At 71.8% G+C, this 13,067-nt stretch carries 9 protein-coding genes; 5 read left to right on the top strand and 4 right to left on the bottom strand.

Annotation, left to right across the window (positions count from 1 at the left end; all coding sequences use genetic code 11):
• Nucleotides 1–34: 34 nt before the first annotated feature.
• The 4 genes from ACFVU3_RS01825 to ACFVU3_RS01810 form a co-directional block, all read right to left on the bottom strand.
• Nucleotides 35–679, bottom strand: coding sequence for a DUF4241 domain-containing protein (locus ACFVU3_RS01825; protein WP_390062778.1), 645 nt, complete (start codon nt 677–679; stop codon nt 35–37).
• 102 nt (nt 680–781) lie between these two features.
• A complete protein-coding gene (gltX, locus tag ACFVU3_RS01820; RefSeq protein ID WP_390062776.1) occupies nt 782–2,257 on the bottom strand; it encodes a glutamate--tRNA ligase in 1,476 nt (491 codons plus the stop codon).
• On the bottom strand, nt 2,250–3,035 hold the full coding sequence (locus tag ACFVU3_RS01815) for a fumarylacetoacetate hydrolase family protein (RefSeq protein WP_390062774.1): 786 nt from the start codon (nt 3,033–3,035) through the stop codon (nt 2,250–2,252). Before ACFVU3_RS01815 ends, gltX begins: the two co-directional genes overlap by 8 nt.
• Nucleotides 3,036–3,147: 112 nt before the next feature.
• Nucleotides 3,148–3,345, bottom strand: coding sequence for a hypothetical protein (locus ACFVU3_RS01810; RefSeq protein ID WP_390062772.1), 198 nt, complete (start codon nt 3,343–3,345; stop codon nt 3,148–3,150).
• Nucleotides 3,346–3,916: 571 nt separating this feature from the next.
• On the opposite strand from ACFVU3_RS01810, the gene ACFVU3_RS01805 reads away from it, so the two are divergent.
• The 5 genes from ACFVU3_RS01805 (at nt 3,917) to ACFVU3_RS01785 (ending at nt 13,057) form a co-directional block, all read left to right on the top strand.
• Complete coding sequence (locus tag ACFVU3_RS01805; RefSeq protein ID WP_390062770.1) at nt 3,917–7,900, top strand: nitrate- and nitrite sensing domain-containing protein; 3,984 nt, start codon at nt 3,917–3,919, stop codon at nt 7,898–7,900.
• A 9-nt stretch (nt 7,901–7,909) separates the two neighbouring features.
• A complete protein-coding gene (locus tag ACFVU3_RS01800) occupies nt 7,910–8,323 on the top strand; it encodes a roadblock/LC7 domain-containing protein (protein ID WP_030496942.1) in 414 nt (137 codons plus the stop codon).
• Nucleotides 8,324–8,479: 156 nt separating this feature from the next.
• Nucleotides 8,480–8,890, top strand: a complete 411-nt coding sequence (locus ACFVU3_RS01795; protein WP_031013914.1) for a DUF742 domain-containing protein — start codon at nt 8,480–8,482, stop codon at nt 8,888–8,890.
• Nucleotides 8,871–9,452, top strand: a complete 582-nt coding sequence (locus ACFVU3_RS01790) for an ATP/GTP-binding protein (protein WP_189848077.1) — start codon at nt 8,871–8,873, stop codon at nt 9,450–9,452. The genes ACFVU3_RS01795 and ACFVU3_RS01790 overlap by 20 nt, the downstream gene beginning before the upstream one ends.
• 350 nt (nt 9,453–9,802) lie before the next feature.
• Complete coding sequence (locus ACFVU3_RS01785) at nt 9,803–13,057, top strand: nitrate- and nitrite sensing domain-containing protein (protein ID WP_390062767.1); 3,255 nt, start codon at nt 9,803–9,805, stop codon at nt 13,055–13,057.
• Nucleotides 13,058–13,067 lie beyond the last annotated feature (10 nt).

Here is a 13,067-nt window from a genome sequence, read left to right as displayed (position 1 = left end):
CGGTACGCCGCCGGTGGGCCCGCCGGGGGCGGTTCTACGCGGTCCGGGCGAAGCGGAAGGGGCGGAGGTCGACGACGAAGCAGGCGGCCTCGCCGTCGGCGTCGCGGCCGACCCAGGTCGGGTAGAGGCCGTCGCCCCAGCCCGAGGCGAACACGGCGATGGTGTGGCCGTTCTCACCCTCGGCGACGAAGGCGGTCGGTCCGGGGGTGTCGGCGTCCAGCCCTTCCCACACGACACCCGAATCGTCGTCGGTGCCGGGGAAGGAGTGGTGGGCGTCGGTGTCGAGGAAGCAGCCGGCCCCGGCGTCGACGCCGAATCCGAAGGAGTCGTCCCCGGGCTCCGCCTCGCCGGGGACGAGGGCGGGCTCCCAGCGGACCACCGGGGTGTCGCGGATCACCAGCCGGGCGGCGGCGTTCACGGTGTGGTCGACCGGATACGTGAAGGTGGCCTCGGCGGTCTGGACCCGGTAGCGGCCGGGCGGGACCGTGACGGCGAAGGGCTCGGGGCGTTCGTCGTCGTGGCAGAGGTGGACGATCGGGTCGCAGGCGACGAGGCGGCCGCTGGGCAGGTCCAGCTCCCCCACCTCCCGCACGCCGAAGACGACGTCCCTCCTGTCCTCGGTCGGGACGACGGCTCCCGGGGTGAACCAGTGGGCGAAGTCAGGCGGTGTCATGAACATGAGCCGACCCTAGGGGGTGGGTACGACAGCGGGGCGGACACGACGACGGGGGCGGCGGCCGGAACCTCTCCGGCCGCCGCCCCCGTGGCGTACGGCGTGCGGCTAGGCGGCGAGCTTCGCCAGGGCCGCGTCGATGCGGGCCAGGGTCTTCTCCTCGCCCAGGATCTCCAGGGACTCGAAGAGGGGGAGGCCGACGGTGCGGCCGGTGACGGCGACGCGGACCGGGGCCTGGGCCTTGCCGAGCTTGAGGCCGTGGGCCTCGCCGGCGGCCAGGACGGCGTTCTTGAGCGACTCGGGGTCGTTCCAGTCGGCGTCCACCAGCTTCTCGCGGGCGGTGGTGAGGAGGGCCGCGGGCTCGCCCTTCATCGCCTTGTCCCACGAGGGCTGGTCGAAGGCCGGCTCGGAGAGGAAGAGGAAGTCGACGTTGGCCGTGATCTCGGAGAGGACGGTCAGGCGGGTCTGGGCGTGCGGGGCGATCCGCTCCCAGGCCGTGCGGTCGAAGTCCTCGGGGGCCCAGGGGGCGTGCGGGGCCTGGAGCCAGGGCTCGCACGCCTCGGTGAACGCCTTCACGTCCAGCATGCGGATGTGGTCCGCGTTGATGGACTCGGCCTTCTTGAGGTCGAAGCGGGCCGGGTTGGCGTTGACGTCGGCGATGTCGAACTTCGCCACCATCTCGGGGATGGTGAAGATGTCCTGGTCGGCCGAGAACGACCAGCCGAGCAGCGACAGGTAGTTCAGCAGGCCCTCGGGGAGGAAGCCGCGCTCCCGGTAGAGGTTGAGGGACGCCTGGGGGTCGCGCTTGGAGAGCTTCTTGTTGCCCTCGCCCATCACGTACGGCAGGTGGCCGAAGGCGGGGATCTCCTTGGCGACGCCCAGCTCGATCAGCGCCTTGTAGAGGGCGATCTGGCGGGGGGTGGAGGAGAGCAGGTCCTCGCCGCGCAGGACGTGGGTGATCTCCATCAGGGCGTCGTCGACCGGGTTGACCAGGGTGTAGAGCGGGGCGCCGTTGGCCCGGAGGATGCCGTAGTCCGGCACGTTCTCCGGGGTGAAGGTGAGCTCGCCGCGGACCAGGTCGGTGAAGGTGATGGCCTCGTCGGGCATCCGGAAGCGGACGATCGGCGTGCGGCCCTCGGCCTCGTACGCGGCGACCTGCTCGGCCGGCAGCTCGCGGCAGTGGCCGTCGTAGCCGGACGGCCTGCCGGCGGCGCGGGCGGCCTCGCGGCGCTCGTCGAGCTCCTCGGTGGTGCAGTAGCAGCGGTACGCGTACCCGCCGGCGAGCAGCTTGTCGGCGACGTCCTTGTAGAGGTCCATCCGCTGCGACTGGCGGTACGGGGCGTGCGGGCCGCCGACCTCGGGGCCCTCGTCCCAGTCGAGGCCGAGCCACTTGAGGGAGTCGAGCAGCTGGTTGTACGACTCCTCGGAGTCGCGGGCCGCGTCGGTGTCCTCGATGCGGAAGACCATGGTGCCCTGGTTGTGCCGGGCGAAGGCCCAGTTGAAGAGGGCGGTGCGGACCAGGCCCACATGGGGGTTGCCGGTCGGGGACGGACAGAAACGGACGCGGAGGTTCGCGTTAGCCACGCTTGATCACCCTGTTGGTGAGAGTGCCGATGCCTTCGATGGTGACGGCGACCTCGTCGCCGACGGTGAGGGGGCCGACCCCGGCGGGAGTGCCGGTGAGGATGACGTCGCCGGGGAGCAGCGTCATGGCCTCGGTGATGTGGACGACCAGGTCCTCGATGGAGCGGATCATGTCGCTCGTCCGACCGAGCTGGCGTTGTTCGCCGTTGACCGTGGCCTGGATGGTGAGGTCGCTCGGGTCGAGGTCGGTCTCCACCCAGGGGCCCAGCGGGCAGCTCGTGTCGAAGCCCTTGGCGCGGGCCCACTGGGCCTCGCGCTTCTGGACGTCGCGGGCGGTCACGTCGTTGGCGCAGGTGTAGCCGAAGATCACGTCCTTGACGCGCTCCCGGGGCACCTCGCGGCACATGCGGCCGATCACCACGGCCAGTTCGGCCTCGTGGTGCAGCTCGCTGGAGAAGGAGGGGTACTCGATGGCGTCACCGGGGCCGATGACGGAGGTGGTCGGCTTGAAGAAGGCGACCGGGACCTCCGGGACCTCGTTGCCGAGCTCCTTGGCGTGCTCCGCGTAGTTGCGGCCGATGGCCACGACCTTGTTGGGGAGCACCGGCGGCAGGAGCCGTACCTTGCTCAGCGGGACCTTGACGCCGCTGAGCTCGAAGTCGGTGTACGGGATGCCCTTGATGATGTCGAGGACCAGGCCGCCGGACTCGACGGTCCCCTCGCCCTCGACCGCGCCGAAGGCGACATTGCCGTCGATGGAGAATCTGGCGATGCGCACGAGTGCTGTCGCCCCTCACTTGGTACTGGCTGGAGTCTGACGCTCCAGGCTAACGCGGCGCGGGGCGCCCGACCGGCGGATATCGCCGGTGGCGGGCGGGCGGAGGGCCGGATCAGGCTTCGGTGAGGTAGGCCGGGACGTAGGGCGCGGGGGCCTGCATGAGGACCGTGCGGCGCGGGTTGGCGGTGGTGCCGGGCAGCTCGGTCGCGTACTCGGGGGTGGCGCCGCGGCCGAGGGCGTCGGCGTCCGCGAGGTGGGCGAGCGTGGAGCGGCGCGGGTTGGCCGTGGTGGCGGGGGTGGGTGCAGTCATCGCGCTGGCAGACCTTGTCCGGGACGGGCGCCCGTGCGGGCGCGAGAATGATGTAAAGCGTCAGGCTAAATCAAGGCGTTCCGTTCGAATGCATGGCGGAGACATCCATTCCCGTGTGAGTTTGCTCACCACTGGGTGGATATTCCGGTCATTACGGACGGGCATGTCAGGTCACGGAAAGGGACATTCCGCCACTGAACCCTTCATTCCGCTCCTGATCATCGCGACTGGGACACTCGGGGACGCCGGGACATTGGAGGGGAAAAGTCCGAATCCTCCGTGATCATCTTCTACGCCGGGTGACATCGTGCGCACGGTTGGTCATCCCCTCTGCGGTACAGACCGCAGCCCTTGTTGGAGTTCCGGCACTGTGCTGGAATTCCACGCATCCGCCGCGGGTTCGACGCCGGCACGCAGGGGGCGCAACGCAGCGCCGGCCGAGTGGCGGGAAAGGGGGATCTGCGCCGGTCACCGACGACCACCCGGGGCGCACCGATGCGTCCCATCGACGCCGACACCGTCCACTCCGGTTCCACCCGGAAGGACGCCTGGTCCAGAGGTTGCGACGCTAGTGCAGGGACGTTTCAAGAGGGATGGCGCGGGCTCTGCCCAGGCCCGCAAGGGTCGCGCGGAGGCTCCGTCGGAGCAGGATCCGCGTGCCGGGACCGATCGTGGTCCCGCGGCCCCGCACTCCACCCAGCAGGCGCCCGGCGCGGGCGGCCAGGGCAGGAACCAGGGCAAGGCCGCACGGCCGAACGGCGAGTCCGGCGACGGCTCCGCACGCCGTTCCGGTCCGTCGGGCGCGCCCGGCGACCAGAAGGGCGCGGCCACGGCGGCACGCGGGGAGAAGGGCGACGCGCCCGCGACCCCCGAGAACGCCACCGGCCCCCGAATAGCGCTGCGCAACTGGCGCATCTCCACGCGCCTCGTGGCCCTGCTGACCCTCCCCGTGGTCGCGGCCACCAGCCTCGGCGGCATTCGTATCAACGAGTCCCTCCAGGACATGCAGCAGCTCGACCACATGCAGCTGCTGACCAAGCTGACCCGTGAGGCGACCGCGCTCGCGCAGGCCCTCCAGGCCGAGCGCGACCTCTCCGCCGGTCCGCTCGCCAACGGGCGCCCGACCAGCGACTACCAGGTCGCCAACCCGCGCCGCCGCACCGACCGCCAGTACGACGCCTTCCTCGACGCCACCCGGGCCATCCCGAACACCGAGGACGACGAGGCGCTGCAGAGCATCCGCTCCAACGTCGGCACCATCGCCGCCCAGGTCATCGACCTCCACAACATCCGGACGACCGCCTACAAGGGCGACGTCCAGCAGTCGGTGACGGTCGAGGCGTACAGCCGGCTCATCCGCTCGCTGCTCAGCCTCTCGCAGGACATGGCGCAGGCGACCAGCAACCCCGAGATGATCAAGCGGACCCGCGCGCTCGCCGCGTTCTCGTCCGCCAAGGAGTACGCCTCCATCCAGCAGGCGATCATCGCGGGCGCCCTGCCGGCCAGCGACAAGACCTCCGGCAAGATCCAGCCCGGCGACCGCCTCTACGGCGAGGCCGCGCTCAACAGTGAGAACAACGCCTTCAAGACGTTCACGGCGATCTACGAGGGGACCGGCGGCGACGCCACCGACCTCACCGACTCGCTCCGCTCCGGCAACCCCACGATCGTGGACGCCGAGAAGTACGCCGAGCGCGTCCTGAAGTCGGACTCCGCCATGAGCAGCGAGAAGTCGCGGCGCGGTTACCTCAACTTCACCGACGAGTACGAGACCAAGATCGCGGCCATGGGTCGCATCGAGAACCAGCTCCTCGGCGACATGGAGACGATGGCCCGTGAGCTGCGGCAGGAGTCGCAGCGCGAGGCCATCATCAACGGTGCGCTGATCCTCCTCGTCCTCGGCGTCTCGCTCATCGGCGCCTTCGTCGTGGCCCGGTCCATGATCCGCTCGCTGCGCCGGCTCCAGGACACCGCGACCAAGGTCGCCCAGGAACGCCTGCCCGAGCTGGTCAAGCAGCTCTCCGAGTCCGACCCGCAGGACGTCGACACCTCCGTCGAGTCCGTCGGTGTGCACTCCCGGGACGAGATCGGCCAGGTGGCCGCGGCCTTCGACGACGTGCACCGCGAGGCCGTCCGCCTCGCCGCCGAGCAGGCCCTCCTCCGGGGCAACGTCAACGCGATGTTCACCAACCTCTCGCGCCGTTCCCAGGGCCTCATCCAGCGTCAGCTCTCGCTCATCTCCGAGCTGGAGTCCCGCGAGGCCGACCCGGACCAGCTCTCCTCGCTCTTCAAGCTCGACCACCTCGCGACCCGTATGCGCCGGAACGGCGAGAACCTCCTCGTCCTCGCCGGCGAGGAGCCGGGCCGCCGCTGGACCCGCCCGGTCCCGCTGGTCGACGTGCTCCGTGCCGCCGCCTCCGAGGTGGAGCAGTACGAGCGCATCGAACTGGCCGCGGTCCCGGCGACCGACGTCGCCGGCCGCGTCGTCAACGACCTCGTGCACCTCCTCGCCGAGCTGCTGGAGAACGCCACCTCGTTCTCCTCCCCGCAGACCAAGGTCCGGGTCACCGGCCACGCGCTGCCCGACGGGCGCGTGCTGGTCGAGATCCACGACACCGGCATCGGCCTCTCCCCCGAGGACCTCGCGGCGATCAACGAGCGGCTCGCCTCGCCGCCCACCGTGGACGTCTCCGTCTCCCGCCGCATGGGCCTCTTCGTGGTCGGCCGCCTGTCCCTGCGACACGGCATCCGCATCCAGCTGCGCCCGTCCGACTCGGGCGGCACCACCGCGCTCGTCATGCTCCCGGTCGACGTCGCCCAGGGCGGCCGCAAGCCGGTCCCCAAGCAGGGTCCGGGCTCCCAGGGCGCGGCCCCGCAGGGCGGCAACGCCCCCGGCGGCCGTCTCCCCGGCGGCCCCGGCGCGGCCGGTGGTCCGGGTGCCGGTGGTCCCGGTGCCGGACGTCCGGGTCTCGGCGGCCCCTCGGCTCCGGCCGGCCGCCTCGGCGCCGGTCCCGGTGCCGCGCGTCCCCAGGTCGGCCCCGCGGGCGGTCCCCGCACCGCGCTGCCCGCCCGGGACGGCGCGCCGCAGGCCCCGCAGGCCCCGGCCCCGCAGCAGCCCCGGCAGCCGCAGCCGGCCGAGGCCCAGCTGGAGCAGACCGGCCAGCTGCCGCAGCTCCCCCAGCCTCCGCAGCCCGGCCCGGGTGCCGGTCTCATCGGCGGTGCCGCCAGCGCCATCCCGTCCCGCACGGACGTGTGGGGCGGCCGTCCGCAGAACCAGCAGGCGCCGCAGGCCCCGCAGCAGCAGGACCCGCTGGGCGCCCCGAACGGCTTCCCGCGCGCCGAGCTGCCCGGCGGCAACCCCCAGCCGCAGCGCCCGCAGGGTGCGAGCTGGGGCAGCGACCCGGCCCAGCAGCCGGTGCGCCGCCCGCAGCAGGACATGACGCCGCTGGACGCCCCGCGCGGCCACGAGGACCCGGAGACCTCCGGCTCCTTCGCCGCGCCCGGCGCGCCGCAGGGTCCCGGTTCGACGGGCCAGTTCCCGCGCCCCGACTTCGGCACCCCGCAGGCGCCCCAGGCTCCGCAGGCGCCGCAGTACCAGGACCCGGCGTCCACCGCGCAGTTCCCGCGGCCGGACTACGAGGCGCCCCTGGCCCCGCAGGGCCCCGGCTCCACGGGCCAGTTCCCGCGGCCGGACTTCGCCCAGCAGGCGCCCCAGGCTCCGCAGGCGCCCCAGGGTCCCGGCTCGACCGGCCAGTTCCCGCGCCCGGACTTCGGCGCCCAGCAGGTTCCGCAGGCGCCCCAGCTCCCGCAGGCGCCGCAGTACCAGGAGCGTCCGCCGTACGGCAGCCAGCCCTTCGTGCCGCAGGCGCAGCAGCAGGCCCCGCAGCCTCCGGCCCCGCGCCGGCCCACCGGCAACGAGTACGCGCCGCAGCAGCCCGCGCCGCAGGCCCCGCAGCACGTCGCCCCGCAGGCGCAGGCCCCCGAGCCGCGGCAGCCGCAGCTCGGCCGGCCGCGCCGTCCGGAGGCCCTGCCGCCGGCGCCGGGCAACGGTGACGGGCGTACCCCGCTGTACGACACGCTGGAGACCAACTGGTTCCACCAGGAGCAGGGTCAGCAGCAGGCTCCGGCCCAGCCGGCGCAGCAGCGGATGCCCGAGGTCGACCAGACCATGCAGACCCCGGTCGTGCAGCAGCCCGCTCCGGCGGGTCCGCGGCCGGCCGGCGGTCCGGCCGCCGGTGACGGCGGCCGGCCGGGCTCGGGCTCGTGGCGGCCCTCGCCCAACGACGATCTGGTGCGCCAGGCCGAGCGGGCGCGCAAGCCCTCCGCCGGCGGGGTCACCACTTCCGGTCTTCCGCGCCGTGTGCCGAAGGCCAACCTCGTACCCGGGACCGCACAGGAGCAGGCCCACACGGCCGGCCCCCAGGTCTCGCGTGCACCCGACGACGTCCGCGGCCGGCTCACCAATCTGCGCCGCGGTATCCAGCAGGGCCGACAGGCGGGCAACTCGACCACGGGTAGCTTCCACCTCGGTCCGAACCACCAGCAGGAGCGATAGTTGAGCGCGATGAGCCAGGCGGCGCAGAATCTGAACTGGTTGATCACCAACTTCGTGGACAACACCCCTGGGGTGTCCCACACGGTGGTGGTCTCCGCCGACGGCCTCCTGCTGGCCATGTCCGAAGGGTTCCCCCGTGACCGCGCCGACCAGCTGGCGGCGGTCGCCTCCGGGCTCACCTCGCTGACCGCGGGTGCCTCCCGGATCTTCGAGGGCGGTCCCGTGGCACAGACCGTGGTGGAGATGGAGCGCGGCTTCCTCTTCCTCATGTCGGTCTCGGACGGCTCCTCGCTGGCCGTGCTCGCGCACCCGGAGTGCGACATCGGCCTCGTGGGCTACGAGATGGCGCTGCTGGTCGACCGGGCCGGCAGCGTCCTCACCCCGGATCTCCGCGCGGAGCTCCAGGGCAGCCTGCTGCACTAGCGGTCCCCACCCGTCCGCGGCACCTCGTCCCCTCGCCGGTGCGGTACGTCCCCACCCGTACCGCACCCGGCACCGTTCAATCGTCCGGCCGCCCCACCCGGCCCCCCACCGGCCCCATCAGACGGCAGATGTCTTGCTGTCACGCCCGGAGGATTCATGACCCCGCCCCCCGCCTCTCACGATCCGTACGGCGGCTCGTCCCTGGACGATCCGTACGGTCATGAGGGCGACCAGCCGCTGGTCCGTCCGTATGCGATGACCGGCGGCCGGACCCGGCCGCGCTACCAGCTCGCCATCGAGGCGCTGGTCAGCACCACGGCCGACCCGGCGCACCTCGCCACGCTCCTCCCCGAGCACCAGCGCATCTGCCACCTGTGCCGTGAGGTCAAGTCGGTGGCCGAGGTGTCCGCCCTGCTGTCGATGCCGCTCGGTGTCGCCCGGATCCTCGTGGCCGACCTGGCCGAGGCGGGCATGGTGGCCATCCACCAGCCGGGCAACGGAGAAGCCGGCGGCACGCCGGACGTGACACTGCTCGAAAGGGTGCTCAGTGGACTTCGCAAGCTCTAACGGCGGCGCGGCCAGATCGACCACCAGCGCGAAGATCGTGGTGGCCGGTGGCTTCGGCGTGGGCAAGACCACGTTCGTGGGTGCCGTCTCGGAGATCAACCCGCTGCGTACCGAGGCCGTGATGACGGCGGCCTCCGCCGGGATCGACGATCTGACCCACACCGGCGGCAAGACCACCACCACGGTGGCGATGGACTTCGGCCGCATCACGCTGGACCAGGACCTGATCCTGTACCTGTTCGGCACGCCCGGCCAGGACCGCTTCTGGTTCATGTGGGACGACCTGGTCCGCGGCGCCATCGGCGCCGTCGTCCTCGTGGACACCCGCCGTCTCGCCGACTGCTTCCCCGCGGTCGACTACTTCGAGAACTCGGGCCTCCCCTTCGTCATCGCCCTCAACGGCTTCGACGGCAGCCAGCCGTACACCCCGGACGAGGTCCGCGAGGCCCTCCAGATCGGGCCGGACACCCCCATCATCACCACCGACGCCCGCCACCGCGCGGACGCCAAGAGCGCCCTCATCACCCTCGTCGAGCACGCCCTCATGGCCCGCCTCAAGTAGGCTCTCCATCACGGCAGTTGTCATATGCCCCCGTAACGGGGCGGCCGGAGTGGATCTGTGTCCTTCGACACGGCCGTCCCGGGCTTCATAACATTTCGACAGAGAATTCGGGCGCCTCGGACACCCGACGCATCCGATCGGTGTCGCTGCGCTCACATGAGCCCCGCCATTTGGCGGGGCTCGTTCTTTATGCCCGTTTTACGTGAGGCGTGGACCACTGAAAACGGCCCCGTCCCGGTGTTTGGAACGGACCCCCTTCACGTGCTGCAATTCATGAACTCCCGAGTAGTACGGCCCTGAACGAAACACCGGCACGACGTAGGTGCCGACGCGGAGAGGTTGTTGGTCGAGTGAGGCGAAGCATGGATGGCTCCGCGGAGCAGGAGGCGCGGGGCAACTTCACCCCGCCGTCGCGCGGCGCGATATCGCCCGCGGACGTGCCGGTGACGCCCGCGCCCGCACCCGCCCCCCGGGGCAGCTCCAGCAAGCTGTCCCCGCGCAACTGGCGCGTGCCCACCCGCCTGAACGCGATCCTCCTCATACCCGTGCTCGTCGGCCTCGTCATGGGCGGCTTCCAGGTCAAGGGGTCGATCGACACCTGGCAGGAGGCCCAGGACGCCGAGAAGACGGCGCTCATCGTGCGCGCCGCCTCGGAGTACTCCACCGCCCTCCTCAACGAGCGCGACCTGACGGCGGCCCCGCTGCTGGCCGGCAAGGACCGCGGCGGCGAGGAGATCACCCGGGCGTACGCGGCCACCGACGCGGCCCGCGCCAAGTTCGACGAGGCCGTCCGGAACATGCCCTCGGGGCAGGGCCTCGAACGCCGTCTCCAGGCGTTCAAGAACGAGGAACCCAAGCTCGCCGCGCTCCGCAAGGCCGCCTACACGGCCGCCCTCGACCCGGTGAACACCCAGCTCGGGTACACCGGCGTCCAGCACTACCTCATGGAGTTCTCCAACGAGCTCGGCCTGGGCACCGGCAACATCACCACCTACGGCCGGACCGTCTACGCGATCCAGCTCGCGCAGGCCGCCGGTTCGCTCCAGCGCTCCATCGGCACCCACCTGCTCGTCCGCCCCAGCGCCAAGGACGCCGTCTTCGCCCAGCAGTCGGTCGCGTTCAACTCGTACAACTACCTGGAGCAGATCGCCCTCGGCGAGTACAACTCCGGTGGCACCGCCGAGGACGTCGAGCGCCTGAAGAAGGTGATGGCCGGCAAGGCCGCCGACGGCGAGAAGCAGATGCGGGCCGCCGACGTGACCCTGCCCAAGGGCAAGGACGGTTCGGTCTACTCCGGCGCGGCCGGCCTGATCGGCACCGCCGAGGACGCGGACGCCATCAAGGCCCTCGCGGCCAAGGGCATCAACGCCGACACCTGGATGGCGATCGCCACCGCCAAGTTCGAGGGCTACAGCGAGGTCGAGAAGATCCTCGTCGACAAGGCCGTGGCCGAGGCCACCACGATCTCCTCCGACGCCAAGACGGACGCCTGGGTCACCGGCGCCAGCGTCGTCATCGCCCTGCTCGCCGCCTTCATCCTCGCCGGGATGATGGCCCGGCAGATGAGCCGCTCGATGCGCGAGCTGCGCACCGCCGCCTTCGGCATCGCCGAGCAGCGCCTGCCGATGCTGGTCGACCAGCTCTCCCGTACCGAGCCGGGCCGGGTCGACACCCGCGTCCAGCCCATCCCGATCGACTCGCAGGACGAGATCGGCGAGGTCGCCCGCGCCTTCGACCAGGTCCACCGCGAGGCCGTCCGGCTCGCCGCCGAGCAGGCGATGCTCCGGGGCAACGTCAACGCGATCTTCACCAACCTCTCGCGCCGCAACCAGTCGCTGATCGAGGGCCAGCTGACCCTCATCACCGACCTGGAGAACAACGAGGCCGACCCGGACCAGCTGGAGAACCTCTTCAAGCTGGACCACCTGGCGACCCGTATGCGCCGCAACGGCGAGAACCTCCTCGTCCTCGCCGGCGAGGAGCCGGGCCGCCGCTGGGACCAGCCGGTCCCGCTGGTCGACGTGCTCCGCGCCGCCTCCTCCGAGGTGGAGCAGTACGAGCGCATCGAGATCGCCGGCGTGCCGGAGGCCGAGATCCACGGCCAGGCCGTGACCGACCTCGTGCACCTGCTCGCCGAGCTGCTGGAGAACGCCACCACGTTCTCCTCCCCCCAGACCAAGGTCCGCGTCACCGCGACCCGTCTCCCCGACGGCCGTGTGATGGTCGAGATCCACGACAAGGGCATCGGCCTCACCGCCGAGGACTTCGCGGACATCAACCACAAGCTGGCGAACCCGCCCACCGTGGACGCGGCCGTCTCCCAGCGCATGGGCCTCTTCGTGGTCGGCCGGCTCTCCGACCGCCACGGCATCCGCGTCCAGCTCCGCCCCTCGGGCGAGCAGGCCGGCACCACCTCGCTGGTCATGCTCCCGGACGCCATCACCCACGGTGGCGGTGGCGAGCAGCCGGTCCAGAGCGACTTCACGGTCTCCCAGATCATCCCGCACCAGCAGCAGGGCGGCTTCGAGCCCGCGGTGGCCCCGATGCGGACCGCGGCCGAGCTCGGCTTCGACGACTCGCGCTACGACCAGCAGGGCGAGGGCCAGCAGCTGGACCCGGTCAACCGCTCGCTGATGCGCGAGGAGCGCCGCGCGGCCCTGGAGGCCCAGGTGCAGGGCGGCGACGAGTCCGGGCAGGGCCAGGAGTACGGCGCCGAGTACGGCCAGGAGCAGGGCTACGGCCAGGAGTACGCCCAGGGCTACGACCAGCAGGGTCAGGCCCAGGGGCAGGTCCAGGGCCAGGAGTACGGTCAGGAGCCCGTCCAGGGCTACGGCCAGGAGTACGGCCAGGGCTACGAGCAGCAGCCCCAGGACGGCTACGGCTACCCCCAGCAGCAGGGTTACGAGGGCTACGGACAGCAGCCCGAGGCGTACCCGCAGCAGGCGTATGCGGAAGCGGCGTACGGCACTCAGGACCAGACCCACGCCGGATACGACCAGGCGTTCGAAAACCCGTCCCACCAGGGCGAGTGGCCGGAGCAGAGCTCCTACCAGGGCGCTTTCGACCAGGGTTACCGGCCGGAATCGGAATCTTCGCAGGTCGCTCCCGAACAGGGCCGCGAGCGCGTAGGCTTCGACCGTCCGGCTCCGGCTCCGAGTCCCGCTCCGGACACCGGCCACGGACTGACCGACGCCGGTCTGCCGCGCCGCGGCGGTGCCGCTCCGCAGGCGCCCCAGGCGCAGCGGCCCGTGCCGCCGGCCCAGCCCGCCCAGCCGGTGGGGCAGGACGAGCAGAACCAGAACGACGGCTCCGAGGAATGGCGCTCGGCCAACGACGAGCGCTGGGAGCAGGCCAAGAAGCTCCGCGAGCCGAAGGCCGGCGGGGTCACTCCGTCCGGTCTCCCCCGGCGCGTCCCCAAGGCCAACCTGGTCGAGGGCACCGCGGAGCAGACCCCGCAGGGCGGCCCCCAGGTCTCCCGCGCACCCGAGGACGTCCGGGGCAGGTTGAGCAACCTGCGCCGGGGTGTCCAGCAGGGACGCACCGCGGGGTCGGACACGAACGGATCGGGCCTCGGCCCGGGTAGTACCTACAACCAGGAGCGTTAGTGTGAGCCCG

The sequence above is a fragment of the Streptomyces sp. NPDC058052 genome (assembly GCF_042885515.1).
Taxonomy (GTDB): domain Bacteria; phylum Actinomycetota; class Actinomycetes; order Streptomycetales; family Streptomycetaceae; genus Streptomyces.
The sequence above is the reverse complement of the archived record's forward strand: the minus strand, read 5'-3'. Positions and strand labels throughout refer to the sequence as shown.